The organism is Enterobacter sp. EC_50 (assembly GCF_019584525.1).
In the GTDB taxonomy this organism is placed as follows: Bacteria; Pseudomonadota; Gammaproteobacteria; order Enterobacterales; family Enterobacteriaceae; genus Enterobacter; species Enterobacter roggenkampii.
Map to the genome: position 1 here is coordinate 114,929 of NZ_VDAF01000012.1, position 25,551 is coordinate 140,479.

27 protein-coding genes are annotated in these 25,551 nt (G+C 56.5%); 17 read left to right on the forward strand and 10 right to left on the reverse strand.

Features of this window, described 5'->3' with window-relative positions; translation table 11 throughout:
- Nucleotides 1-33 precede the first annotated feature (33 nt).
- Both tdh and kbl read right to left on the reverse strand, forming a co-directional pair.
- Nucleotides 34-1,059: an L-threonine 3-dehydrogenase gene (gene tdh, locus FHC48_RS11985; protein ID WP_021242426.1), complete on the reverse strand. Its 1,026-nt coding sequence runs from the start codon at nt 1,057-1,059 to the stop codon at nt 34-36.
- A 9-nt stretch (nt 1,060-1,068) separates the two neighbouring features.
- A complete protein-coding gene (gene kbl / locus FHC48_RS11990; RefSeq protein ID WP_023294809.1) occupies nt 1,069-2,265 on the reverse strand; it encodes a glycine C-acetyltransferase in 1,197 nt (398 codons plus the stop codon).
- A gap of 215 nt (nt 2,266-2,480) precedes the next feature.
- Here kbl and rfaD point away from each other — a divergent pair, with 215 nt between their 5' ends.
- The 5 genes from rfaD to FHC48_RS12015 are packed head-to-tail and all read left to right on the forward strand — an operon-like array spanning nt 2,481 to nt 7,660.
- A complete protein-coding gene (gene rfaD, locus FHC48_RS11995) occupies nt 2,481-3,413 on the forward strand; it encodes an ADP-glyceromanno-heptose 6-epimerase (protein WP_008502707.1) in 933 nt (310 codons plus the stop codon).
- 2 nt (nt 3,414-3,415) lie between these two features.
- Nucleotides 3,416-4,462 (forward strand): ADP-heptose--LPS heptosyltransferase RfaF, encoded by a 1,047-nt coding sequence (gene rfaF / locus FHC48_RS12000; protein WP_008502706.1) that lies wholly within the window; start codon nt 3,416-3,418, stop codon nt 4,460-4,462.
- A 3-nt stretch (nt 4,463-4,465) separates the two neighbouring features.
- Nucleotides 4,466-5,452: a lipopolysaccharide heptosyltransferase RfaC gene (gene rfaC, locus FHC48_RS12005; protein ID WP_059364347.1), complete on the forward strand. Its 987-nt coding sequence runs from the start codon at nt 4,466-4,468 to the stop codon at nt 5,450-5,452.
- Nucleotides 5,445-6,554: a putative lipopolysaccharide heptosyltransferase III gene (gene rfaQ, locus FHC48_RS12010; protein WP_059364348.1), complete on the forward strand. Its 1,110-nt coding sequence runs from the start codon at nt 5,445-5,447 to the stop codon at nt 6,552-6,554. Before rfaC ends, rfaQ begins: the two co-directional genes overlap by 8 nt.
- Complete coding sequence (locus FHC48_RS12015) at nt 6,551-7,660, forward strand: glycosyltransferase family 4 protein (RefSeq protein ID WP_059364351.1); 1,110 nt, start codon at nt 6,551-6,553, stop codon at nt 7,658-7,660. The genes rfaQ and FHC48_RS12015 overlap by 4 nt, the downstream gene beginning before the upstream one ends.
- Here the strand turns inward: FHC48_RS12015 and FHC48_RS12020 are convergent.
- Nucleotides 7,639-8,742 carry a glycosyltransferase family 4 protein gene (locus tag FHC48_RS12020; RefSeq protein ID WP_023326435.1) on the reverse strand — a complete coding sequence of 368 codons (1,104 nt, stop codon included), beginning with the start codon at nt 8,740-8,742 and terminating at the stop codon, nt 7,639-7,641. The two genes, FHC48_RS12015 and FHC48_RS12020, sit on opposite strands and share 22 nt — an antisense overlap.
- A 157-nt stretch (nt 8,743-8,899) precedes the next feature.
- On the opposite strand from FHC48_RS12020, the gene FHC48_RS12025 reads away from it, so the two are divergent.
- The 4 genes from FHC48_RS12025 to coaD all read left to right on the forward strand — a co-directional run bounded on the left by FHC48_RS12025 (nt 8,900) and on the right by coaD (nt 12,477).
- Nucleotides 8,900-9,883 carry a glycosyltransferase gene (locus FHC48_RS12025; protein ID WP_025910598.1) on the forward strand — a complete coding sequence of 328 codons (984 nt, stop codon included), beginning with the start codon at nt 8,900-8,902 and terminating at the stop codon, nt 9,881-9,883.
- 66 nt (nt 9,884-9,949) lie between these two features.
- Nucleotides 9,950-11,224: a lipid IV(A) 3-deoxy-D-manno-octulosonic acid transferase gene (waaA, locus tag FHC48_RS12030; RefSeq protein WP_059364353.1), complete on the forward strand. Its 1,275-nt coding sequence runs from the start codon at nt 9,950-9,952 to the stop codon at nt 11,222-11,224.
- The gene (locus FHC48_RS12035; protein WP_023345197.1) at nt 11,224-11,994 is read left to right on the forward strand and encodes a glycosyltransferase family 2 protein; all 771 of its coding nucleotides are present in this window, start codon (nt 11,224-11,226) and stop codon (nt 11,992-11,994) included. The genes waaA and FHC48_RS12035 overlap by 1 nt, the downstream gene beginning before the upstream one ends.
- 3 nt (nt 11,995-11,997) lie before the next feature.
- Nucleotides 11,998-12,477 carry a pantetheine-phosphate adenylyltransferase gene (coaD, locus tag FHC48_RS12040; protein WP_008502695.1) on the forward strand — a complete coding sequence of 160 codons (480 nt, stop codon included), beginning with the start codon at nt 11,998-12,000 and terminating at the stop codon, nt 12,475-12,477.
- A 2-nt stretch (nt 12,478-12,479) separates the two neighbouring features.
- Here coaD and mutM read toward each other — a convergent pair whose 3' ends face one another.
- The 4 genes from mutM to radC all read right to left on the reverse strand — a co-directional run bounded on the left by mutM (nt 12,480) and on the right by radC (nt 14,675).
- Nucleotides 12,480-13,289 carry a bifunctional DNA-formamidopyrimidine glycosylase/DNA-(apurinic or apyrimidinic site) lyase gene (mutM, locus tag FHC48_RS12045; protein WP_008502694.1) on the reverse strand — a complete coding sequence of 270 codons (810 nt, stop codon included), beginning with the start codon at nt 13,287-13,289 and terminating at the stop codon, nt 12,480-12,482.
- A gap of 72 nt (nt 13,290-13,361) precedes the next feature.
- Nucleotides 13,362-13,529 carry a 50S ribosomal protein L33 gene (gene rpmG, locus FHC48_RS12050; RefSeq protein ID WP_003024094.1) on the reverse strand — a complete coding sequence of 56 codons (168 nt, stop codon included), beginning with the start codon at nt 13,527-13,529 and terminating at the stop codon, nt 13,362-13,364.
- A 22-nt stretch (nt 13,530-13,551) separates the two neighbouring features.
- A complete protein-coding gene (gene rpmB / locus FHC48_RS12055) occupies nt 13,552-13,788 on the reverse strand; it encodes a 50S ribosomal protein L28 (RefSeq protein WP_002436699.1) in 237 nt (78 codons plus the stop codon).
- A 218-nt stretch (nt 13,789-14,006) separates the two neighbouring features.
- Nucleotides 14,007-14,675 (reverse strand): DNA repair protein RadC, encoded by a 669-nt coding sequence (gene radC, locus FHC48_RS12060; RefSeq protein ID WP_008502693.1) that lies wholly within the window; start codon nt 14,673-14,675, stop codon nt 14,007-14,009.
- Nucleotides 14,676-14,847: 172 nt separating this feature from the next.
- On the opposite strand from radC, the gene coaBC reads away from it, so the two are divergent.
- The 3 genes from coaBC (at nt 14,848) to slmA (ending at nt 17,212) form a co-directional block, all read left to right on the forward strand.
- Nucleotides 14,848-16,059 carry a bifunctional phosphopantothenoylcysteine decarboxylase/phosphopantothenate--cysteine ligase CoaBC gene (gene coaBC, locus FHC48_RS12065; protein ID WP_025910617.1) on the forward strand — a complete coding sequence of 404 codons (1,212 nt, stop codon included), beginning with the start codon at nt 14,848-14,850 and terminating at the stop codon, nt 16,057-16,059.
- Nucleotides 16,037-16,495 carry a dUTP diphosphatase gene (gene dut / locus FHC48_RS12070; RefSeq protein ID WP_008502691.1) on the forward strand — a complete coding sequence of 153 codons (459 nt, stop codon included), beginning with the start codon at nt 16,037-16,039 and terminating at the stop codon, nt 16,493-16,495. The genes coaBC and dut overlap by 23 nt, the downstream gene beginning before the upstream one ends.
- A gap of 120 nt (nt 16,496-16,615) precedes the next feature.
- On the forward strand, nt 16,616-17,212 hold the full coding sequence (slmA, locus tag FHC48_RS12075; protein WP_008502690.1) for a nucleoid occlusion factor SlmA: 597 nt from the start codon (nt 16,616-16,618) through the stop codon (nt 17,210-17,212).
- Nucleotides 17,213-17,296: 84 nt separating this feature from the next.
- On the opposite strand, the gene pyrE is transcribed toward slmA, so the two are convergent.
- Both pyrE and rph read right to left on the reverse strand, forming a co-directional pair.
- Nucleotides 17,297-17,938, reverse strand: a complete 642-nt coding sequence (gene pyrE / locus FHC48_RS12080; protein WP_039267070.1) for an orotate phosphoribosyltransferase — start codon at nt 17,936-17,938, stop codon at nt 17,297-17,299.
- Nucleotides 17,939-18,005: 67 nt separating this feature from the next.
- On the reverse strand, nt 18,006-18,722 hold the full coding sequence (rph, locus tag FHC48_RS12085) for a ribonuclease PH (protein WP_006812424.1): 717 nt from the start codon (nt 18,720-18,722) through the stop codon (nt 18,006-18,008).
- 125 nt (nt 18,723-18,847) lie between these two features.
- Between rph and FHC48_RS12090 the strand changes: the two genes are divergently transcribed.
- Nucleotides 18,848-19,711, forward strand: coding sequence for a YicC/YloC family endoribonuclease (locus tag FHC48_RS12090; RefSeq protein ID WP_008502687.1), 864 nt, complete (start codon nt 18,848-18,850; stop codon nt 19,709-19,711).
- A 206-nt stretch (nt 19,712-19,917) separates the two neighbouring features.
- Entirely contained in the window at nt 19,918-20,535 is a 618-nt protein-coding gene (locus tag FHC48_RS12095; protein WP_023345196.1) for a trimeric intracellular cation channel family protein, read from the forward strand.
- 2 nt (nt 20,536-20,537) lie between these two features.
- On the opposite strand, the gene ligB is transcribed toward FHC48_RS12095, so the two are convergent.
- A complete protein-coding gene (ligB, locus tag FHC48_RS12100) occupies nt 20,538-22,154 on the reverse strand; it encodes an NAD-dependent DNA ligase LigB (RefSeq protein ID WP_264372711.1) in 1,617 nt (538 codons plus the stop codon).
- 305 nt (nt 22,155-22,459) lie between these two features.
- Between ligB and gmk the strand changes: the two genes are divergently transcribed.
- Genes gmk through spoT form a run of 3 tightly spaced genes read left to right on the forward strand, consistent with a single transcriptional unit; the run spans nt 22,460 to nt 25,547 of the window.
- Nucleotides 22,460-23,083 (forward strand): guanylate kinase, encoded by a 624-nt coding sequence (gmk, locus tag FHC48_RS12105; protein ID WP_008502674.1) that lies wholly within the window; start codon nt 22,460-22,462, stop codon nt 23,081-23,083.
- 54 nt (nt 23,084-23,137) lie between these two features.
- The gene (gene rpoZ, locus FHC48_RS12110; RefSeq protein ID WP_000135058.1) at nt 23,138-23,413 is read left to right on the forward strand and encodes a DNA-directed RNA polymerase subunit omega; all 276 of its coding nucleotides are present in this window, start codon (nt 23,138-23,140) and stop codon (nt 23,411-23,413) included.
- Between the two features lie 19 nt (nt 23,414-23,432).
- The gene (gene spoT / locus FHC48_RS12115; RefSeq protein WP_008502673.1) at nt 23,433-25,547 is read left to right on the forward strand and encodes a bifunctional GTP diphosphokinase/guanosine-3',5'-bis pyrophosphate 3'-pyrophosphohydrolase; all 2,115 of its coding nucleotides are present in this window, start codon (nt 23,433-23,435) and stop codon (nt 25,545-25,547) included.
- Nucleotides 25,548-25,551: the final 4 nt, after the last annotated feature.

Genomic DNA, 25,551 nt, shown 5'->3' on the forward strand with positions numbered 1-25,551 from the left:
TGGCACCCGAAAAAGTGGTGCCAGCAGGCAGATTTAATCCCAGCTCAGAATCACTTTCCCTGACTGGCCGGAACGCATCGCGTCGAAGCCCTGCTGGAACTCATCGATGGAGAAACGGTGAGTGATAATCGGGGACAGATCCAGGCCGGACTGAATCAACGCCGCCATCTTGTACCAGGTCTCAAACATCTCACGACCATAGATACCCTTGATGAACAGCCCCTTGAAGATCACTTTGTTCCAGTCGATGGACATATCCGACGGCGGGATACCCAGCATCGCGATACGGCCACCGTGGTTCATGGTGTCGAGCATGGTGCGGAACGCCGGTGGGGCGCCGGACATCTCCAGACCCACGTCAAAGCCCTCGGTCATGCCCAGCTCTTCCATCACGTCGGTCAGGCTCTCTTTCGAGACATCCACCGCGCGGGTGACGCCCATTTTGCGCGCCAGCGACAGGCGGTATTCGTTTACGTCGGTGATCACGACGTTGCGCGCACCTACATGCTTCGCCACGGCTGCCGCCATAATGCCGATGGGGCCCGCGCCGGAGACCAGCACGTCTTCGCCGACCAGATCGAAGGAGAGCGCCGTGTGCACGGCGTTACCGAACGGATCGAAAATGGAGGCCAGATCGTCAGAAATATTGTCCGGGATTTTGAAGGCGTTAAAGGCCGGGATCACCAGATATTCCGCAAAGCAGCCCGGACGGTTCACGCCCACGCCGATGGTATTGCGGCACAGGTGCGTACGCCCACCGCGGCAGTTACGGCAGTGGCCGCAGGTAATGTGACCTTCACCGGAGACGCGGTCGCCGATTTTGAAGCCTTTCACTTCCTGGCCGATACCCACCACTTCACCGACATATTCGTGACCGACAACCATCGGTACAGGAATGGTTTTCTGCGACCACTGGTCCCAGTTGTAGATGTGAACGTCAGTACCGCAGATAGCCGTTTTACGAATTTTGATCAGCAGATCGTTATGACCGACTTCCGGTTCCGGCACGTCGGTCATCCAAATCCCTTCTTCCGCTTTCAGTTTGGATAACGCTTTCATCACACGTCCTCAGGCAATGACGCCCAGCTGTTTACCGATGCGGGTAAAGGCTTCCACCGCACGTTCAATTTGTTCAGGCGTATGCGCCGCAGACATCTGGGTGCGGATACGCGCCTGACCTTTTGGCACCACCGGGAAGAAGAACCCGGTGACGTAAATCCCTTCTTTCTGCAGTTCGCGGGCAAAGTTCTGCGCCACGACCGCATCACCCAGCATCACCGGAATGATCGCGTGGTCAGCACCGGCCAGGGTGAACCCTGCTGCGCTCATTTTTTCACGGAACAGACGCGCGTTGGACCACAGGCGGTCGCGCAGTTCAGCGCCGGACTCCACCATCTCCAGCACTTTGATGGAGGCGGCAACAATCGCCGGTGCCAGGGAGTTGGAGAACAGATACGGACGCGAGCGCTGGCGCAGCCACTCCACCACCTCTTTACGCGCAGCGGTATAGCCGCCGGATGCGCCGCCGAGCGCTTTGCCCAGCGTGCCGGTGATGATGTCCACGCGGCCCATTACGTCGCAGTATTCGTGGGAGCCGCGACCATTTTCGCCGACAAAACCGACCGCGTGAGAGTCATCTACCATCACCAGCGCGTCGTATTTATCCGCCAGGTCACACACGCCCTTCAGGTTGGCGATCACGCCGTCCATGGAGAATACGCCGTCGGTGGCGATCAGCACATGGCGAGCGCCCGCTTCACGGGCCTCTTTCAGGCGCGCTTCCAGCTCAACCATGTCGTTGTTGGCGTAGCGAAAACGCTTCGCTTTACACAAGCGCACGCCGTCGATGATGGAGGCGTGGTTCAGGGCGTCGGAGATAATCGCATCTTCTGCGCCGAGCAGGGTCTCGAACAGGCCGCCGTTGGCGTCGAAGCAGGAGGAGTAGAGAATCGCGTCTTCCATTCCGAGGAAGTTCGCCAGCTTTTGCTCAAGCTGCTTGTGGCTGTCCTGGGTACCGCAGATAAAGCGTACGGAGGCCATGCCGAAACCGTGGGTATCCATGCCGTTTTTTGCCGCGGCAATCAGCTCAGGGTGATTCGCAAGACCTAAGTAGTTGTTCGCACAAAAGTTGATCACATGGCTGCCGTCGGCAACGGTGATGTCCGCCTGCTGTGCAGACGTGATAATACGCTCTTCCTTGAACAACCCTTCCGCACGTGCGGTCTCGAGGTCGCTGTTTAACTGTTTGTAAAAATCACCACGCATTGCAATTCTCCAGACTCGGCAAATTTCGGGACATATTACCCAAACCTATAGTTCATGACGAGATGACACGTCATCTCTTGTCGTTTTTGCAGCATAAATCACGTGTACCCTTGCGCTATGTCGGTGAATGGCTGAAGGGCAGCCATACTAATGATATGATAGAAACATTAGCGTCCGGGATTGTCCCCGGGCTCCACACTTCAAAGGTTACAGTTATGATCATCGTTACCGGCGGCGCAGGCTTTATCGGCAGCAATATTGTTAAGGCTCTCAATGACAAAGGCATCACCGACATCCTGGTGGTTGACAACCTGAAAGACGGCACCAAGTTCGTTAACCTGGTGGATCTGAACATCGCTGACTACATGGATAAAGAAGACTTCCTTATCCAGATTATGGCAGGCGAAGAGTTCGGCGAGATCGAAGCCATCTTCCACGAAGGTGCGTGTTCTTCCACCACCGAGTGGGACGGCAAGTACATGATGGACAACAACTATCAGTACTCCAAAGAGATCCTGCATTACTGCCTGGAGCGTGAAATTCCGTTCCTGTATGCCTCTTCTGCCGCCACTTACGGCGGGCGCACCTCGGACTTCATCGAGTCCCGCGAATATGAGCAGCCGCTGAACGTCTACGGCTACTCCAAATTCCTGTTCGACGAGTACGTGCGTCAGGTACTGCCAGAAGCGAACTCGCAGATCGTCGGCTTCCGCTACTTCAACGTCTACGGACCGCGCGAAGGCCACAAAGGCAGCATGGCGAGCGTGGCGTTCCACCTGAACACCCAGCTGAATAACGGTGAAAGTCCAAAACTCTTCGAAGGCAGCGACGGCTTTAAGCGCGACTTCGTTTACGTGGGCGACGTGGCGGCCGTAAACCTGTGGTTCTGGGAAAACGGCGTGTCCGGCATCTTCAACCTGGGTACCGGCCGCGCAGAGTCCTTCCAGGCGGTGGCTGACGCCACGCTGGCGTACCACAAAAAAGGCAGCATCGAGTACATTCCGTTCCCGGACAAGCTGAAAGGCCGCTATCAGGCGTTCACCCAGGCTGACCTGACTAACCTGCGCGCAGCGGGTTATGACAAACCGTTCAAAACCGTTGCCGAAGGCGTAACGGAGTATATGGCCTGGCTGAACCGCGACGCGTAAGTATGAAGATTCTGGTGATCGGCCCGTCATGGGTGGGCGACATGATGATGTCGCAAAGTCTCTATCGCACGCTCAAGGCGCGCTATCCCCAGGCGATAATCGACGTGATGGCACCCGCGTGGTGCCGTCCGCTGTTATCGCGTATGCCGGAAGTGAATGAAGCGATCCCGATGCCGCTCGGCCACGGGGCGCTGGAAATTGGCGAACGCCGCAAGCTCGGCCATAGCCTGCGCGAGAAGCGGTATGACCGCGCGTATGTTCTGCCCAACTCCTTTAAATCTGCCCTGGTGCCCTTCTTTGCGGGCATTCCGCATCGCACCGGCTGGCGCGGCGAAATGCGCTACGGCCTGCTGAACGATGCGCGCGTGCTGGATAAAGCGGCCTGGCCATTAATGGTGGAGCGCTACGTGGCGCTGGCCTATGACAAAGGCGTGATGCGCAGCGCGAAAGACCTGCCGCAGCCGCTGCTCTGGCCCCAGCTTCAGGTTAACGACGGTGAAAAATCCCAGACCTGCAGCGCGTTTGGCCTTTCGGCTGAACGTCCGATGATTGGCTTCTGCCCTGGAGCCGAGTTCGGCCCGGCAAAACGCTGGCCGCACTACCACTATGCAGAGCTGGCGAAACAGCTGATCGACGAAGGCTACCAGATTGTCCTGTTCGGTTCGGCAAAAGACCACGAGGCGGGCAACGAAATTCTCGCGACGCTCAGTAATGAACAGCAGGCCTGGTGCCGCAACCTGGCGGGAGAAACGCAGCTTGAGCAGGCGGTTATCCTGATTGCTGCCTGCCACGCTGTGGTTACCAACGATTCAGGCCTGATGCACGTCGCCGCTGCGCTCAACCGTCCGCTGGTGGCGCTGTATGGGCCAAGCAGCCCGGACTTTACGCCTCCGCTTTCCCATAAAGCGCGCGTTATTCGCCTGATCACCGGCTACCACAAGGTGCGCAAAGGCGATGCCGCTGAAGGTTATCATCAGAGCCTGATCGACATTACCCCGCAGCGCGTTCTTGAAGAGCTTAACGAACTGCTGTTGAGCGAAGAAGGATAACGAATGCGGGTACTGATCGTTAAAACCTCGTCGATGGGCGATGTTCTGCACACGCTGCCGTCACTGACGGACGCCATGCAGGCCATCCCCGGCATTCGTTTTGACTGGGTGGTGGAAGAGGGCTTCGCGCAGATCCCCACCTGGCATGAAGCGGTCGACCGCGTGATCCCGGTGGCGATTCGCCGCTGGCGGAAAGCGTGGTTCTCTGCCCCGATTAAAGCCGAACGCAAAACCTTCCGCGAGGCGGTACAGGCGCAGCGTTATGATGCCATCATCGACGCACAGGGGCTAGTCAAAAGCGCCGCGCTGGTGACGCGACTGGCGCGCGGCGTAAAGCACGGCATGGACTGGCACAGCGCCCGCGAACCGCTGGCGAGCCTGTTCTATAATCACCGCCACCACATCGCGAAGCAGCAGCACGCGGTGGAACGTACCCGAGAGCTGTTTGCAAAGAGTCTTGGCTATGCAAAGCCGGAAACGCAGGGCGATTACGCCATTTCGCAGCATTTTTTGCACGGTTCGCAACAAACAGACGCACCCTACCTGATTTTCCTTCATGCAACGACCCGCGACGACAAGCACTGGCCGGAAGCGCACTGGCGCGAACTGATCGGCCTGCTGGGGAGTGCGGGGTTACGTATCAAACTCCCGTGGGGCGCTCCCCATGAAGAAGCGCGCGCCAAACGCCTGGCGGCAGGGTTTGATTATGTGGACGTTCTGCCGCGCATGAAGCTGGATGGCGTCGCTCAGGCGCTGGCAGGCGCTACGGCTGTTGTCTCCGTGGATACGGGACTCAGCCACCTGACGGCGGCGCTGGACCGTCCTAATATTACGCTTTACGGCCCAACGGACCCGGGCCTGATCGGCGGCTATGGAAAAAATCAATATATCTGCCGCCCGGAACACTCATCGCAGCTGAGCGATCTCAGCGCCGCTGCGGTATTTGCGCAATTAGAGCCTTTGCTGGCAGCAGAGAGAGCCTATGTCTGATTTTTTCTCAGCGGAGCGCCCGCCAAAGCGCGTGCTGATTATTAAGCTTCGTCACCACGGTGACGTTTTGCTTACCTCGCCGGTTTTTACCGTGCTGAAAAAGAACTGGCCGAACGTGGAAGTCGATGCGCTGGTTTATGACGATACCCAGGCGATGCTGACCAGCCACCCGCATATCGACCAGGTGCACACTATTGGGCGCAACTGGCGCAAGAAGGGCTGGTTTGAACAATTCCGTCTCTACCGCGCCCTGCTGAACACCCTGAAAGGCCGTCAGTATGACGTGCTGATTAACCTGACCGAACACTGGCACGGCGCGCGTCTGGCGCGTCGCCTGAAACCGCGCGTCTCCGTCGGCTTTAAGCCGGATAAGCGCGGTGGCCTGGCGCGTCGCCGTTGGGTGAAATCGTTCACCACGCTCTATCCGGCGATTCAGGACAACAGCCGTCATATGGTGGAGGTTAATCTGGATGCCCTGCGCCGGATCGGCATTCATCCGCAGTCCGATGAAGACAAACATACGCTTTTTGTGCCCGGTGACGCGGCAGAAGCCTCTGTGGTCGAAAAACTGGCCGGGTTTGGGCTCACGAGTAAATCCTACATTCTGGTTCACCCGACCTCGCGCTGGATGTTTAAGGCCTGGGATATCAAAAAGCTGGCAGCGACCATTGATAACCTGGCGGCGCGCGGCCTGCCGATCGTCCTCTCCGCCGCACCGTCAAAAGAAGAGAAGGCCTATATGGATGCGCTGCGCGCAGCCCTCACCCAGCCGGTCTTTGATTTAAGCGGTCAGCTGAACCTGAAAGAGCTGGGCGCGCTCATGAAGCACGCCCGGGTGTACTTCGGCGTGGATTCCATGCCAATGCATCTTGCGAGCGCCGTCGGTACGCCAACCGTCGCCATCTTTGGCCCTACCGGCGCCATCAAATGGGCGCCGTGGGGGGTGAACTATCGCGTAATCGTTGCCGGGTTTACCTGCCAGCCTTGCGGCAAAGCGGGCTGCGGAGACAGCGGTGTCTCTGACTGCATCACGGCCATCACCCCGCAGCAGGTGCTGAGCGCCATTGATACGATGCTTCTGGAAACGGAAACACCTGCATGAAGCTGGCTATTGTCCGACAGACCTACAACCCCAACGGTGGCGCAGAGCGTTTTGTCTCACGTGCGCTAAACGTGCTGGCGCAGGATACCTCCCTTGATGTCACGCTGATTGCCCGCCAGTGGGAGGATGCCGCAGGCTGGAAAACGCTGACGGTCAATCCGCCGTTTCGCAATCGCATCGCGCGTGAATCCGGTTTTGCCCTCGAAGCCGCCGCGCATTTTGCGCAATTTGATATTGTGCAAAGCCACGAACGCATACCGGGAGCCACCATCTTCCGGGCGGGCGACGGTGTTCACGCCACCTGGCTTGAGCAATATGGTCGCATTCTGTCGCCGCTGGCGCGCTGGGCGCAATCTCTGAGCCGCTATCACCGCTACATTCTGCAGGCCGAGGCGCAGATGTTTACCCATCCGCAGCTGCGCAAGGTGATCTGTAATTCGAAGATGGTGCGCGATGATATCGTGCGTCGCTTCGGGCTGCCGGACGACAAGCTGACGGTGATCTACAACGGCGTGGACACCGTTCAGTTTAGCCCTGAGGTCCGCGCCCTTTCGCAGCGTGATGCCCTGGGTATTCCTCCTGACGCACCGGTGCTGGCGTATGTTGGGTCAGGCTTCAGCCGTAAAGGCGTCGCCACCGCGCTGCGCGCCATTGTGGCGCATCCTGACGTCTGGCTGCTGATTGCCGGCCGCGATAAACATGCGCGGAAGTTCGAAAAGCTGGCGCAGGCGCTGGGGATTTCCTCACGAGTGAAGTTCCTGGGCCCCGTTGCCAACGTGCGTGAAGTCTATGGCACGGCGAATGCCCTTATCCTGCCGACGCTCTACGATCCCTTCCCGAACGTCTGCGTGGAAGCGCTGGCCTGTGGTTTGCCGCTGCTTACCAGCCACGGCTGCGGCGCGGCGGAGTGGATAACCGAGGGTCAAAACGGCTGGGTGCGCGATGCGCTGGACAGCGAAGGCTACCAGCAGGCCATCTCGCTGTGGCTGAAAGGCCGTGAACAGGGTGTCGATTACTCCGCCGCTGCGCGTGCAACCGCCGAGCCCTTCACCCTGGACAGAATGGCGAAAGAGCTACAGGCGCTTTATCGCGATTTGCTGCGCTGAGCGGCATCGGAGAAGACTTTCTCCATCGCGTCCAGCATACATTCGCGGGTAAAGTGCGTGCTCAGGTAGTCATATCCCTGTTGCGCGAGCGTCTCACGAAGGGCTGAGTCGTCATAGAGTTTCATTATGGCATCGTGCAGCGCGTTTTCGTCGCGCTGGGCGACCAGCACTCCCGTCTGCCCGTTAATCACCGCATCTCCCGTTCCACCCGCATCCGTCGCAATGGTGGCAATACGGGTGGCTAACGATTGCAGCACGCCCTGCGGCACACCTTCCATATCGTGCGAAGGGCTGAGCGCAATATCAAAGGCCGGGAACCAGCGTTCCGGATCGGATTGATGTCCCGCCATGACCACGCGCTGCTGTAACCCCAGGGCGGTGATTTCCTGTTCCAGCGTCGCTTTGTGCGGACCTTCGCCGACAATCGCCAGCTTGATGTGTGGATTGTCAATTTTCGCCAGGGCGCGCAGCAGTACGCTATGGCCTTTGTTCGGGCGCAAATGCGATACCACGCCCAGCCAGAAATCGTCCTGCGACAAACCACAATGAACCCGGGCCTGGTGCTTATCTCCCGGATGGAAACGCTGCGTATCGACACCGCTTGGCACCGACGTACTCTGAGACATCGGCACGCCAATATTTGCCACCTGATGGCGCAGCGCCTCGCCGGTGGTCACGATATGCGCGCAGGCCGTGCGGAAGAGCCAGCGGGTCGTCCAGTTGTTGCGCGGTACGCCGGACGCATGACGGGTTCTCACCAGTGGTACAGGGTTGGACAGCGTCAGATTCGCCAGCGCCACCAGCCAGGTATCGGCAGAGTTATGGCTGTTGATGACGTCAATCGAGTGACGGTTATCCTTCATCCAGCGACGCAGCACCTGCAAGTTTTTAAGGTTCTTACGCTTCAACGGCATCGTGACTACCGTCAGACCGGCATTGCGTGCCAGCGTGTGGAGCGGCGCAGTTTCCGGACAAAGGAGAGTCACCTGATGGCCACGCTGAATCATCCCAAGCGATTCGTTGATAATGCGCAGAGGCTGCCCGCCTTTGCCGCCGTCTGCTTCAGTGTGAACAATATGCATATATTTCCTGTTAAAAATCTCGCCCGCATGACGCTAATTTTCCACCTGAAACGATCTTTGTCCCTCCAGGCATATGTTTTTAGTATCCACCAGATATAATACAGCGCGAATGGTACCACCATATTGGGTGGCCTGCCCTGAACACAACGGAGAAAGCATGTCCGACAAACCTTTATTGAGCCTCGTGGTCGCCGTTTATAACGGTGAAAAATTCCTCAATGCATTTTTCGACAGCATTAAAGCTCAACATTTGGACAGTCTGGAACTGGTCGTTGTGAACGACGGGTCAAGCGACAGCTCCTCCACCATCATTGCGCAGTACGCCAGCGAATTCCCCTTCTACAAAGTTATCGATCAGGCCAATCAGGGCGTGTCGGCCGCGCGTAATACCGGCCTGGCGGTGGCAACGGGCGAATACGTCGCCTTCCCGGACATCGACGACGTGATTTATCCAGGCATGTACCCGCGTCTGCTTGAGATGGCCAAAAAGAACGATCTTGATGTCGCGACCTGCAACGGTACCTATATCTACGACGACGGACGCCCGTCGAAAAAGATCTTCCCGTCCGACAAGCTGCAGTCCACCGACGTGCTGGACGGCCCAACCTGGCTTCAGCGCGCGCTTTCATCGCGAAAGTTCCTGCACGTGACCTGGCTGAATATCTACCGCCATGCTTTCATCAAGGAGCAGGGCTTCACCTTTGAACACGGTCTGCGCCACCAGGATATCCCCTGGACCACTGAAGTGCTGCTGACCGCCAAACGCGTGCAGTACACCGACGAAACCTTTTACGATTACCTGATCCACTCGGCCTCGGTGTCGCACACGCCGGGAACGGACGACACGCGAATGCGCAACGCCCGCCACTACATGAAAATCCTCGAAATGCTGGATGCAATCAACCAGCGTTACCCGGATGCGGTGCGCCATGTGCCGGCCTGCCAGTGGCAGATTGCCAAAGAGGGTCTGGGCATTCTTCACGCCATTAACAACATCGGCGATCAGAGCAAAAAGCGTGAAATCATCCGCGAGCTGTTTGACCGCGGGATCTGGTCGCTAATCTGGAAAAACGCCCGTGGGCTGCGCCAGCACTGGCGCCTGGGACGACGTTATTTCCGTCTGAAACGGTATCTGGCATAAGAGATAGCTTTACCTGGCTTAAATGCTTAGAATTTGCCCGCCGAAACTAAAAAAACGGATAATCGCTTGGAATTGTTGTATACCGCCCTGCTCTACATTATTCAGCCACTGGTGTGGCTGAGACTGTTGCTTCGTAGCCGGAAAGCGCCTGCGTATCGTAAACGCTGGGCTGAACGCTATGGCTTCTGCCGCAATAAAGTCGCGCCGGACGGTATTTTGCTGCATTCCGTTTCTGTCGGTGAAACGCTGGCGGCAATCCCGCTGGTTCGCGCCCTGCGTCACCGCTACCCGTCGCTGCCGATCACCGTCACGACGATGACGCCAACCGGCTCGGAGCGCGCGTTATCCGCTTTCGGCAAAGACGTTCATCACGTCTATCTCCCTTACGATCTCCCCTGCGCCATGAATCGTTTCCTGAATACCGTTCGCCCGAAGCTGGTGATTGTGATGGAAACCGAACTGTGGCCAAACATGATTTCCGCCCTGCATGCCCGTAAAATTCCGCTGGTGATTGCCAACGCGCGCCTGTCAGAGCGCTCGGCGAAAGGTTACGGCAAGCTGGGTAAATTTATGCGCCGCCTGCTGAGCAAAATCACCCTGATTGCCGCGCAGAATGAAGAAGATGCGGCACGCTTTATCTCTCTGGGCCTCAAACGCAACCAGCTTGCGGTGACGGGTAGCCTGAAATTTGATATTTCGGTTACCCCTGAACTCGCCGCCCGCGCCATCACGCTTCGCCGCCAGTGGGCCCCGCGTCGTCAGGTCTGGATTGCGACCAGTACCCATGACGGTGAAGAAGAGATCATCCTGCAGGCGCACCGCAAGCTGCTGGAAAGCTTCCCTGATTTACTGCTGATCCTCGTGCCCCGCCATCCGGAACGTTTTAAAGATGCCCGTGAAATGGTTCAGAAAGCCGGTTTCAGCTTCACGCTGCGCAGCAGCGGGGAGATCCCGTCTGGCAGCACCCAGGTGGTGATTGGCGATACGATGGGCGAACTGATGCTGCTGTACGGGATTGCTGACCTCGCGTTTGTCGGCGGCAGCCTGGTGGAGCGCGGCGGCCATAACCCGCTCGAGCCGGCAGCCCACGCGATTCCGGTGCTGATGGGGCCACATACGTTTAACTTCAAAGATATCTGCGCGAAATTACAGCAGGCCGATGGTTTAATTACCGTGACCGATGCGGATTCGCTAGTCAAAGAGGTTTCAACCCTTCTGACTGACGAAGATTATCGCCTGTGGTACGGGCGACATGCGGTCGAAGTGCTGCACCAGAACCAGGGTGCCCTGACCCGTCTGCTGCAACTTCTGCAACCTTACCTGCCCCAGCGGAGCCACTGATGTCAACGCGTCTGTCGGTCGTGATGATCGCCAAAAACGCCGCCGACCTGCTTCCGGACTGCCTGGCGTCGGTAGCCTGGGCTGACGAGATAGTCATTCTTGATTCCGGAAGTACGGACAATACGGTGGACGTTGCCCGGGCAGCGGGCGCAAAAGTCTTTATCGATACTGACTGGCAAGGCTATGGCCTCCAGCGCCAGCGCGCGCAGGGGTTTGCCACCGGAGATTATGTCCTGATGCTCGATACTGACGAGCGCATCACGCCGGAGCTTCAGCAGGCCATTCAGGCGGTGCTTTCCTCACCTCAACCTGGTGCTGTATACAGCATTGCCCGCCGCAACTACTTCCTTGGCCGTTTTATGCGCCACAGCGGCTGGTATCCTGACCGCGTGACGCGCCTCTACGAGCGCGAGCGGTATCAGTACAACGACAATCTGGTGCATGAATCCCTGGCCTGCGACAACGCCCAGATCATCCCCCTGACGGGCGATTTGCTGCACCTGACCTGCCGCGATTTCGCAAGCTTCCAGCGCAAACAGCTCAACTATGCCACCGCATGGGCGCAGGAGCGTCACCAGCGCGGCAAGAAGGCCTCGCTGACCGGAATATTCACCCACACGCTGGGCGCGTTCCTGAAAACGCTGCTGCTGCGTGGTGGCGTGCTGGACGGTAAGCAGGGCTGGTTACTTGCGGTAGTCAATGCCCAGTATACTTTCAACAAATACACCGAGCTGTGGGCGCTCTGCCGCGGCTACTCAGAGAAAACGTGAGCCATGAGCACAAAAGCGATTTATCCGGGTACCTTCGATCCGATCACCAACGGTCATCTTGATATCATCACCCGTGCGGCGTGCATGTTTGACAAGGTGATCCTGGCCATTGCCGCCAGCCCCAGCAAAAAGCCGATGTTTGACCTCCACGAGCGCGTGCAGCTCGCCACCGATGCCATTTCGCACCTGCCGAATGTTGAGGTGGTCGGGTTTAGCGACCTGATGGCTAACTTCGCCCGCGCCCAGCAGGCGAACATTCTGATCCGCGGTTTACGCGCGGTGGCAGACTTCGAATATGAGATGCAGCTGGCGCACATGAACCGCCACCTGATGCCGGAACTGGAGAGCGTATTCCTGATGCCCTCCAAAGAGTGGTCGTTTATCTCGTCCACGCTGGTGAAAGAGGTGGCGCGCCATCACGGGGACGTAACCCATTTCCTGCCGGTTAACGTCCACCAGGCGTTGATGGAAAAGCTCAAGTAGCCCTATTTCTGGCACTGACGGCAGTAGAACGTGGCGCGCTGGGCGTGTTTCGTGGCAATAATGGGTGTGCCGCAGACTCTGCACGGTTCGCCCTTACGGCCATACACCTGCAGCTCCTGGGCAAAATAGCCCGGCTTGCCGTCACTTTGCAGGAAGTCCTTCAGCGTTGTCCCCCCCTGCTCAATTGAGCGCAGCAATACGGCTTTAATCACCCGGACCAGCAGCTCGCACTCCTGCGCCGACAGCGACGAGGCCAGCCGATCGGGGTGGATCCCGGCGGCAAACAGCGATTCGCTGGCGTAGATATTCCCCACGCCGACCACCAGCTTGTTATCCATCAACCAGGGCTTAATCGGGCTTTTCTTCTTCGCGCACTTCGCCTTGAGGTATTCCGCGTTAAACGCGTCTGAGAGCGGCTCCGGGCCCAGATGCGCCAGCACGTTATGCCCTTCCAGCTCCTTCGTCCACAGCCACGCGCCAAAGCGCCGTGGATCGGTGTAACGCAGCACTTTGCCGTTGCTCATCACCAGATCGACGTGGTCGTGCTTTTCCGCAGGCAGTTCTTCGGTAAGAACGCGCAGGCTCCCGGACATCCCCAGGTGGATAATGATCCAGCCGTCGGGCAGCTCCAGCAGCAGGTATTTCGCGCGGCGCTGCACGCTAAGGACGGGTTTATCGCTCAGGGCATGGATCTCATCGGACACCGGCCAGCGCAGACGCCCGTTACGGACAACCGCGTGAAGAATCGTCGCGCCGACCAGATGGGGCTCAATGCCGCGACGGCTGGTTTCTACCTCAGGTAATTCAGGCATGGTTCCTCCGTTGAGATACAGAATGCAAAAAACCCCGCAGTTGCGGGGTTTTTCGATACAAGGAGACTAAAATTATTTGATTTTAGCTTCTTTGTACAGTACGTGCTGGCGTACAACTGGATCGAATTTTTTCAGTTCCAGTTTTTCCGGCTTAGTACGTTTGTTCTTCGTGGTGGTGTAGAAGTGACCTGTACCAGCAGAAGAAACCAGCTTGATTTTCTCGCGAATACCTTTAGCCATGATTTATTTCCTCTTTAAGTACTTAGTACTTTTCGCCACGGGCACGCAGTTCAGACAGAACTGTATCGATGCCTTTCTTATCGATTACACGCATACCTTTAGCAGATACGCGCAGGGTGACAAAACGCTTCTCGCTCTCAACCCAGAAACGGTGAGAGTGCAGGTTCGGCAGGAAACGGCGTTTAGTCGCGTTCAGTGCGTGGGAACGGTTGTTACCGGTCACCGGACGCTTGCCAGTAACTTGGCAGACTCGGGACATGTCTATTCTCCAAAAATCAAATTAGCTCGAGCTTCGTATGGGGTATCGGCGCCTCGTCAGGCTTTACAGCCCGGTCATCGCATAGTTCTAAGTGAACTCTCGATTGCCAGGCCCAAATGCCAAACCCGAGATTCTCAAAGGTGGCGTAGTATACGCTGACTCGGCGGTGTGCTCAAGTCCCGAACAGACAAAGATCCCGATGGATCGCGAGAAATAGCCTAAATCCAGCCATGTTCTGCAAAAGAAATGTACTCTCCGCGGCCAATTATCAGATGGTCCAGCACACGAATGTCCATGAATTGACAGCATTTGATAATGCGCTCGGTGATTTCTTTGTCCGCTCTGCTCGGTTCTGCACAGCCTGAGGGGTGATTATGCGCGAGGATCACGCCCGCTGCATTCACTTTTATCGCTTCCCGCACAATTTCTCGCGGATGCACCTCAACGTGGCTTAACGTGCCGGCAAAGAGGCAGCTATGTTTCAGTACCCGGTTTCTGTTATCGACAAAGATCACCATAAAGATCTCGCGCTCGATATCGGTTAACTGGCTTTGCAGGTATTCACGCGTCATCGCTGGCGTCAGGATCGGATCGTCCTTCTCCATGCGGACATTGTAAAAACGGCGGGCAAGTTCAGCAATGGCCCGCAACTGGGCATATTTCGCCACACCGATCCCTTCTACGTGCTTAAACTGCGCCAGTTCGGCGGTCAGCAAACCGTGCAGAGAACCGAAATGTACGATCAGCTCTTTTGCCAGCGTAAATACCGTTTTACCGGGCGTTCCGGTACGTAAAAAGAGCGCCAGCAGTTCATCATCTTTTAACAGGGTGACGTCATAGCGCAGCAGTTTTTCGCGCGGCAGCAGCGGCTCATCCTCTTCTTCCATGCTCTTTCTCCCTTTTTTAACCGCATGCTGCCACAGGCCAGTCAGGCACTCGACGACCACGTTGCGTTCTTGCGTAGCGCCTCGCAAAGTGGTCGAAGGACAAAATCACCCCGTTTTGGGGATTGTGATAAAATGCCCGCTCTCTGGTGAACCCCAACAGGAAAGAATCATGATGAGCCTGGCCGGTAAAAAAATCGTTCTTGGCGTGAGCGGCGGTATTGCTGCCTACAAAGCGCCGGAGCTGGTGCGTCGTCTGCGCGAGCGCGGGGCAGATGTGCGGGTCGCGATAACCGAAGGCGGTAAAGCCTTTATCACTCCTCTGAGCCTGCAGGCCGTTTCAGGATACCCGGTATCTGACAGCCTGCTCGATCCGGCCGCCGAAGCCGCGATGGGCCATATTGAGCTTGGGAAATGGGCAGACCTGGTTATCCTCGCCCCCGCCACGGCTGATTTAATCGCCCGGGTAGCGGCCGGTATGGCAAACGACCTGGTCTCCACCATTTGTCTGGCCACACCTGCGCCTGTTGCCGTCGTGCCTGCCATGAACCAGCAGATGTACCGTAACGCGGCTACGCAGCACAATCTTGAGACCCTGGCCTCACGCGGCCTGCTTATCTGGGGTCCGGACAGCGGTAGCCAGGCCTGCGGCGATGTTGGCCCGGGCCGCATGCTTGATCCGCTGACGATTGTTGATATGGCCGCAGCCCACTTTTCGCCTGTCAACGATCTGCAACATCTCAACATCATGATTACCGCGGGCCCCACGCGCGAGCCGCTGGATCCGGTGCGCTACATCACCAACCACAGTTCCGGCAAAATGGGCTTTGCGATTGCCGCTGCCGCCGCGAAGCGTGGTGCGAACGTCACGCTGGTGAGCGGCCCGGTCTCTCTGCCTACCCCTGCGTGTGTGAAGCGAATTGACGTTACCACCGCGCTGGAGATGGAAGCCGCCGTGCAGGCACATGCGCAAAGCCAGCAGATTTTTATCGGCTGTGCGGCCGTTGCAGACTATCGTGCTGAGACGATCGCCGAGGCTAAAATTAAAAAGCAAGGCGATGAATTAACACTAAAAATGGTGAAAAACCCGGACATTGTTGCCGGTGTCGCCGCATTAAAAAGCCACCGGCCATACGTTGTTGGGTTTGCCGCAGAAACGAATAATGTGGAAGAATATGCCCGGCAAAAACGTACCCGCAAAAACCTCGATTTGATTTGCGCGAACGACGTATCGCTGGCCACACAAGGATTTAACAGCGACAGCAACGCACTGCACCTTTTCTGGCAGGATGGAGATAAAGTCTTACCGCTTGAGCGCAAGGAACTCCTGGGCCAACATTTACTCGACGAGATCGTTACCCGTTATGATGAAAAAAATCGACGTTAAGATTCTGGACCCGCGTGTTGGCGAGCAATTCCCGCTGCCAACCTATGCCACCTCCGGCTCTGCCGGTCTTGACCTGCGCGCCTGTCTCGATGACGCCGTAGAACTGGCTCCGGGTGCCACGACCCTGGTTCCGACTGGCCTGGCGATTCACATTGCTGACCCGTCGCTGGCAGCGGTTATCCTGCCGCGTTCTGGCCTGGGCCATAAGCACGGCGTTGTGCTGGGTAACCTGGTGGGCCTGATCGACTCCGACTATCAGGGTCAACTGATGGTCTCCGTCTGGAACCGTGGTCAGGACAGCTTCACCATTGAACCGGGCGAGCGTATCGCACAGATGGTCTTTGTACCGGTGGTACAGGCAGAATTTAACCTGGTGGCAGACTTTGACGCCACCGACCGTGGCGAAGGCGGCTTCGGCCATTCCGGGCGCAAATAACGGCCCGACAAACACGTATCTCACAGCGTCATAATGCAATAACAAACCGCAAAGGTCCGTTTGCGGTCGCTGTGTGGATGCCAGCCTGGCAAGTGCTTATTTTCAGGGGTATTTTGTAACATGGCAGAAAAACAAACCGCGAAAAGGAATCGTCGCGAAGAAATACTTCAATCTCTGGCTCTGATGCTTGAATCCAGCGATGGCAGTCAACGCATCACCACCGCTAAACTGGCCGCCTCCGTAGGCGTGTCTGAGGCGGCGCTGTACCGTCATTTTCCGAGCAAGACCCGGATGTTCGACAGTCTGATCGAGTTTATTGAAGACAGCCTGATCACGCGCATCAACCTGATTCTGAAAGACGAAAAAGACACTACCGCGCGTCTGCGTCTGATAGTGCTGTTAATCCTGGGCTTCGGTGAACGCAATCCGGGCTTAACCCGTATCCTGACCGGCCACGCGCTGATGTTTGAGCAGGACAGACTCCAGGGCCGCATTAACCAGCTTTTCGAACGCATTGAAGCGCAGCTGCGCCAGGTGCTGCGCGAGAAGAAAATGCGTGAGGGTGAAGGATACAGCATTGATGAAACGCTGCTGGCGAGCCAGATTCTGGCGTTTTGTGAAGGGATGCTTTCCCGCTTTGTGCGCAGCGAGTTCAAATACCGTCCAACGGACGATTTTGACGCCCGCTGGCCGTTAGTCGCAGCACAATTACAGTAACGCCATCGCCGGATGGCGGCGTCGCCTTATCCGGCCTACGAACGGGTAGGCCCGGTCATACAACAACGCCACCGGGCAATGCAATTAAACCCCGAACGCTTCGCGATACGCTTTTACCGCTGCCAGATGGTCCGCCATCTCAGGCTTCTCTTCCAGATACGCAATCAGATCTTTCAGGGTGATTATTGACGTCACAGTGCAGTTGTAATCCCGCTCCACTTCCTGAATGGCGGAAATTTCTCCGCGACCACGCTCCTGACGATCCAGCGAAATCAACACGCCAGCCAGCGTTGCACCGTTGGCCTGGATAATCTCCATTGATTCGCGGATCGCCGTGCCCGCGGTGATCACATCGTCCACCAGCATGACGCGGCCCTGCAGCGGGCTGCCGACCAGATTCCCGCCTTCACCGTGGGTTTTGGCTTCTTTGCGGTTAAAGCAGTACGGCACGTCGCGATCATGATGTTCCGCCAGCGCCACCGCGGTAGTGGTCGCAATCGGAATGCCCTTATAGGCCGGGCCAAACAGCAGGTCAAAATCAATCCCGGAATCCACCAGCGCTTCGGCATAGAAACGGCCTAACAGTGCCAGATCGCGCCCGGTATTAAACAGCCCGGCGTTGAAGAAATAAGGACTTTTACGCCCGGATTTCAGCGTAAATTCGCCAAACTTAAGTACCTGCTTGTTAAGCGCAAACTCAATAAACTGGCGCTGATACGATTTCATGGATTAGCTCCTTTGGTTTTTCTGTCTTACAGGCAAAAAAAAGGCGACTCATTGGTCGCCTTTAAAATCAATTTTCTAACGCCGCTTTCTGCGTCGTGACAATGGATTCGATTCCCCCTCGGGCCAACGCCAGCAGGGAGAGAAGCTCTTCGTGGGTGAACGGCTCGCCTTCTGCCGTGCCCTGCACCTCAATGATGCGACCGTCTTCGGTCATCACCACGTTCATGTCTGTCTCTGCAGCGGAATCTTCAACGTATTCCAGATCGCAAAGCGCTTCACCGTTAACGATGCCTACGGAGACCGCCGCAACCATGCCTTTCATTGGATTGGTTTTCAGCTTACCGGCTGCAACCAGCTTGTTCAGGGCATCGGCCAGCGCTACACAGGCGCCGGTAATAGAGGCCGTACGCGTGCCACCATCGGCCTGGATCACGTCGCAGTCCAGGGTAATCGTGAATTCGCCGAGGGTTTTCAGATCAACGGCGGCGCGCAGCGCACGCGCGATCAGACGCTGAATTTCCATGGTACGACCGCCCTGCTTACCCTTCGCCGCTTCACGGGCGTTACGGGTATGGGTCGCGCGCGGCAGCATGCCGTACTCGGCGGTGATCCAGCCCTGGCCCTGACCTTTCAGGAAGCGCGGAACGCCTTCTTCGATGGATGCGGTACACAGCACTTTGGTGTCACCAAACTCAACCAGCACGGAGCCTTCAGCGTGTTTTGTATAGTTACGGGTCAGGGTGACGGGACGCACCTGATTGGCGCTACGACCTGATGGACGCATGATGGATTCTCCGGCTTGAAACGAATGTGGCTGCGCATTATACGGATAAAGGACGCTTATTCCTATCCTGAGAAGCCCCCGAAAGCTATAATCCCCCCATCTCTCCTTTAAAAACGGGAATGTCTATGATCCGCAGTATGACCGCCTACGCCCGGCGTGAAATCAAGGGTAGCTGGGGTAGCGCTACATGGGAAATGCGCTCGGTAAACCAGCGTTACCTGGAAACGTATTTCCGTATGCCGGAGCAGTTCCGCAGCCTTGAGCCTGTTGTTCGCGAGCGTATCCGTACGCGTCTGACGCGCGGTAAAGTGGAATGTAACCTGCGCTTTGAGCCTGATGCCAGCGCACAGGGCGAGCTGATCCTCAACGAAAAACTGGCGAAACAGCTCGTGAATGCGGCGAACTGGGTCAAAATGCAGAGCGATGAAGGCGAAATCAACCCGGTTGATATTCTGCGCTGGCCTGGCGTCATGGCCGCCGGCGAGCAGGATCTGGACGCGATTGCCGCTGAAATTCTGGCCGCCCTCGACGGCACGCTGGATGACTTTATCGTTGCCCGCGAAACCGAAGGTCAGGCGCTTAAAGCGATGATTGAGCAGCGCCTTGAAGGCGTGAGTGCGGAAGTGGCTAAGGTTCGCACCCATATGCCGGAAGTGCTGCAGTGGCAGCGCGAGCGCCTGGTCGCCAAACTGGAAGAGGCAGAAGTTCAGCTGGAAAACACCCGTCTGGAACAAGAGCTGGTGCTGATGGCGCAACGTATTGATGTCGCTGAAGAGCTGGACCGTCTGGAAGCGCACGTTAAAGAGACCTACAACATTCTGAAGAAAAAGGAAGCGGTAGGCCGCCGTCTGGACTTTATGATGCAGGAGTTCAACCGCGAGTCGAACACTCTTGCGTCTAAGTCGATCAATGCAGAAGTGACGAATTCAGCGATTGAGTTGAAAGTGCTGATTGAGCAAATGCGCGAGCAGATCCAGAATATTGAGTAATGCCTTATCGGGTGGTGTCGACGGCACCACCCATTATTATTTCTAATCCATTCCGGCACCTGATTTTGCGCGTCACCGCCTTTCATCAAGCTGATTCAACATAACTTGATAAAAATTTATAGGGCAAACGCAGTCGCCTTAGAAAAACTCAATCGTGATCTTGCGCACAAATCGCTAACCTCCCCCGCGTTCACACCGGAGGAAATATGCTGCTTCACATCCTTTATCTCATTGGCATCACCGCAGAAGCCATGACCGGCGCACTTGCTGCCGGACGTCGCCGTATGGACACCTTCGGCGTGATCATTATTGCTACAGCGACCGCGCTGGGCGGCGGCTCGGTACGCGATATTCTGCTGGGACATTATCCGCTTGGCTGGGTCAAACACCCTGAGTACGTCATTATCGTGGCGACAGCTGCCGTGTTAACTACCATAGTGGCGCCCGTCATGCCCCATCTTCGCCGCCTGTTTTTAGTCCTTGACGCTTTAGGTCTGGTGGTTTTCTCGATTATCGGAGCACAAATCGCGCTGGATATGGGGGAAGGACCTGTTATCGCTACCATTGCCGCCGTGGTCACGGGCGTATTCGGCGGTGTGCTGCGCGATATGTTCTGCAAGCGCATTCCTCTGGTCTTTCAAAAAGAGCTGTACGCCGGTATCTCTTTTGCAGCAGCGGTACTCTATATCGCTCTGCAGCATTACGTTTCGAACCATGATGTGGTGGTCATCTCGACACTGCTGTTTGGCTTTACAGCCCGCATGCTGGCGCTGCGTCTGAAGCTCGGACTGCCCGTGTTTCATTACAAGCACAGCGCCCACTAACTTCAGAACCCGTTGATGTGCTGTCCAGCGAGCCATTTCGCCAGCACATCAATCTGAGGCGAGTCCATCCAGACAACAATTTGTCGCGCCTTCCTCTCTCCCGTTCCCGGCAGGCTTTGCCAGTTCTTTACGTTATGTCCACTCAGCGTCTGCCACGTTACGTTCCCCATCGCCTTCAGCGAAGCCTGTGTCAGCGGAACACCCAATGCCATGAGCCAGCGAATAAATGGCTTCTCGCGCACCAGATTAAATCGATGCCAGAGCGCCAGCCCGCGCGCGGAGGAAAACCCAGGCGTAGCCTGCATTTGCGCCTGCGTTAATAACAGCCACGAAAAGAGGTGTTCAAAATGATGTGCCTGCCAGAGGGTGCGCCAGCCTGACTCGCCTAATCCTTCAATATCAAGCACCTGCTTTGAGCTGAGCCAGGTCAGTCGGGCAAAGAACTGTTCCATACATTCCGGAGAAGCATAGAAACAGCTCAGCGCATGATAACGCGAGGCTGGAGGCTCGGGTTTATGTCTGTCCGTCCCGCGCCAGACCACCTTATCAAACCGGGGAATACCCTGCCCGGCCAGGCTGACCTGTATCTGATCCCCTGAGGCAATATCCAGCCTCTGCCAGCGCTCAACCGAGCCCAGACTCACCCGCCGTACCTGTTTATCGTCCAGTTGCACAGGTTCCAGTGCGGCTACAACGGACATTTTGCCCGTTCGCCCCACGGAAAAATGAATATCACTCACCTCGGCCACCTGGGCTGCAGGCGCATATTTCCACGCAACCAGCCAGTTGCCTTCGCCCGGTAACCAGCCTTCCCCTGCGGGCGCATCCTCCGAACGCACCACAATGCCATCCGTGGCAAAGGGTAATCCGGTTACGTGCCAGGCGGCGCGCTGTTTCTCAACGGCATCAACAGAATCGGCGGGTAGCGTATACCGTGCCGACAGCGTAAAACCGGCCTGAGACAGTTCAGCTAAAGATGTCTGCATATCTTTCGGCCCATCCGGCCAGGCCCAGATGAACACGCCGATTTTGCTCAAAACTGAGTTATCCTTTTGCCGCATCATCGCCCCCGCCACCTTTGCGCGAGCGTTCATCCCGCCCATCTGCCGCTGAATATGATTGTCGCTTAGCCAGAAAAGCTCACCCTGTAAGACGCTGTTCGCCAGCTTGCCGGTGAGCTTTTGCGGAATAGTCGGGATCAAACGCACCTTCCCGGTCCAGTCTTCCCCTTTCAGGCCATCACCACGACTGATGGCCTGGGTTAACGTTCCGTCACGATAGACCAGCGTAACCGCCACACCGTCAACTTTGGGCTGCATCCACAGATGCTGCCGCGCACGCATCCACTGTCTCAACTCCTCTTTGCTGGCCACTTTATGTACGCCCGTATGGGCAACAGGATGTTTTACGCTTCCCACCAGCGCAGGGAGTTTCTCCTCTGAAGGCTCACTGCCAAAACAGTGCTGCCACTGCATTAAGCGCCCGTTAAGCTGGTCGTAAACTTCGTCGTTGACCTCGCTCACGCCCTGCTTCCAGTAAGCGTCATCCCAGCGTTTGATTTGCGCGCTTAACGACGCCATCTCTTTCTCAGCTTTTGCCTGCGACCACACCGGGCACACCGCCGCGCCATAGCCACTCTACAAGAGCATTAACCCGCTTATCCATCGCCACATTGCTACTCCTCCTTTGTGTTGCAGGAGGTATATCCCGATGCCTGAAACAACGCTAACGGCAACGACTCACAATGCGAGACGCTATCCGGTATTTCTTTGGGTTGCTGAAAACCCCATATAAAACCTGAAAACGGCACGCAAAATTCAATAATCCAGGGGAAAAAGTGTGACAAAGGCTACGTCACACGGCAGTGACGTGTATAATAAGCCCGTATGTAGGACTTCTTCGTTAACACATACAAAAGACTCTCATGGCTCAAGGCACGCTGTATATTGTTTCTGCCCCTAGTGGCGCGGGTAAATCCAGCCTTATTCAGGCACTGTTAAAAACCCAACCGTTGTACGACACACAGGTTTCTGTTTCTCACACCACGCGTCAACCGCGTCCGGGTGAAGTGCACGGCGAACACTATTTCTTTGTGGATCACGACGAGTTCAGAGCGATGATCGGCAGAGACGCGTTTCTTGAACACGCGGAAGTATTCGGTAATTACTACGGTACCTCGCGTGAAACCATTGAGCAGGTTCTGGCCACGGGCGTTAATGTGTTCCTGGATATCGACTGGCAGGGTGCACAGCAAATTCGCAAGAAAATGCCTGACTCGCGCAGTATCTTTATTTTACCGCCATCGAAAGATGAGCTGGATCGCCGCCTGCGTGGCCGCGGTCAGGACAGCGAAGAAGTCATCGCAAAGCGTATGGAACAGGCTGTTGCAGAAATGAGCCATTACGCGGAATATGATTACCTTATTGTGAATGATGATTTTGATGCCGCACTGAGCGATCTCAAAACCATTCTTCGTGCAGAACGTCTGCGTATGAGCCGCCAGAAGCAGCGACATGACGCATTAATCACCAAACTGTTGGCAGACTGAACCCACTTTCAGTATCATGCCCAGTCATTTCTTCACCTGTGGAGCATTTTAAGTATGGCACGCGTAACTGTTCAGGACGCTGTAGAGAAAATTGGTAACCGTTTTGACCTGGTGCTGGTCGCCGCGCGTCGCGCTCGTCAGATGCAGGTAGGCGGTAAAGATCCGCTGGTACCGGAAGAAAACGATAAAACCACCGTTATTGCACTTCGCGAAATCGAAGAAGGTCTGATCAACAACCAGATCCTCGACGTGCGTGAGCGCCAGGAGCAGCAAGAGCAGGAAGCCGCAGAACTGCAGGCCGTAACCGCTATTGCTGAAGGTCGTCGTTAATTAAACCTGCGGGTCGCCCTTGTATCTGTTTGAAAGCCTGAATCAACTGATTCAAATCTACCTGCCTGAAGACCAGATTAAGCGTCTTCAGCAGGCGTATCTCGTTGCACGTGACGCTCACGAGGGCCAGACACGTTCAAGCGGTGAACCCTACATCACGCACCCGGTAGCGGTGGCCTGTATTCTGGCCGAGATGAAACTCGACTACGAAACGCTGATGGCCGCGCTGCTGCACGACGTGATTGAAGATACCCCTGCCACTTACCAGGACATGGAACAGTTGTTTGGCAAAAGCGTTGCCGAACTGGTGGAAGGGGTTTCTAAGCTTGATAAGCTGAATTTCCGCGACAAGAAAGAGGCGCAAGCCGAAAACTTCCGCAAGATGATTATGGCGATGGTGCAGGATATCCGCGTCATTCTCATCAAACTCGCTGACCGCACCCACAACATGCGCACGCTGGGCTCACTTCGCCCGGATAAACGTCGCCGCATTGCCCGTGAAACCCTCGAAATCTACAGTCCGCTGGCGCACCGTTTAGGTATTCACCACATTAAAACCGAGCTGGAAGAGCTGGGTTTTGAAGCGTTGTACCCGAACCGCTATCGCGTGATTAAAGAGGTGGTGAAAGCCGCACGCGGCAACCGTAAGGAGATGATTCAAAAGATCCTCTCTGAAATCGAAGGGCGCTTGCAGGAAGCGGGAATTCCGTGCCGCGTCAGCGGTCGGGAGAAGCATCTGTACTCCATCTACTGCAAAATGGTGCTCAAGGAGCAGCGTTTTCACTCGATCATGGATATCTACGCCTTCCGCGTCATTGTCCATGACTCGGACACCTGCTATCGCGTGCTGGGGCAGATGCACAGCCTCTACAAACCGCGTCCGGGGCGGATGAAAGATTACATCGCCATTCCAAAAGCGAACGGCTATCAATCTTTGCACACCTCGATGATCGGGCCGCACGGCGTGCCTGTTGAGGTGCAAATTCGCACCGAAGACATGGACCAGATGGCAGAGATGGGTGTTGCCGCGCACTGGGCCTATAAAGAGCACGGTGGCGAAAGCAGTACGACCGCACAAATCCGCGCCCAGCGCTGGATGCAGAGCCTGCTGGAACTTCAGCAGAGTGCGGGTAGCTCGTTTGAATTTATCGAGAGCGTGAAATCCGATCTCTTCCCGGATGAGATTTACGTTTTCACCCCCGAAGGTCGCATTGTCGAACTGCCTGCGGGTGCAACGCCGGTCGACTTCGCTTACGCCGTGCATACCGATATCGGCCATGCCTGCGTGGGCGCGCGCGTCGACAGACAGCCTTACCCGCTGTCTCAGCCGCTCGCCAGCGGCCAGACGGTGGAAATTATTACCGCACCGGGCGCACGTCCGAACGCGGCCTGGCTGAACTTTGTCGTGAGCTCCAAAGCGCGCGCTAAAATCCGTCAGCTGCTGAAAAATCTCAAGCGTGATGATTCCGTCAGCCTGGGGCGTCGTCTGCTCAACCACGCGTTGGGCGGCAGCCGTAAGCTGGCTGAGATCCCACCGGAGCATATCCAGCGCGAGCTCGACCGTATGAAGCTCACGTCTCTTGACGATCTGCTGGCGGAAATTGGTCTGGGCAACGCCATGAGCGTCGTGGTGGCGAAAAACCTGCAGCAGGGCGAAGCAATACCTTCTGCGCCAGGCGCATCCGGCCATGCTCATCTGCCAATCAAAGGCGCGGACGGGGTGCTGATCACCTTCGCAAAATGTTGCCGTCCAATTCCAGGCGACCCGATTATTGCGCACGTCAGCCCAGGTAAAGGGCTGGTTATCCACCACGAATCCTGTCGTAACATTCGCGGCTACCAGAAAGAAGCCGAGAAGTTTATGGCGGTCGAGTGGGATAAAGAGACGGCGCAGGAATTTATCACCGAGATTAAGGTGGATATGTTCAACCACCAGGGTGCCCTGGCGAACCTGACGGCAGCGATCAACACGGCCTCTTCCAATATTCAAAGCCTGAATACGGAAGAAAAAGATGGCCGCGTGTACAGCGCCTTTATTCGTCTGACCGCCCGCGACCGCGTGCATCTGGCGAATATCATGCGCAAGATCCGCGTCATGCCGGACGTGATTAAAGTCACCCGTAACCGAAACTAGTGGT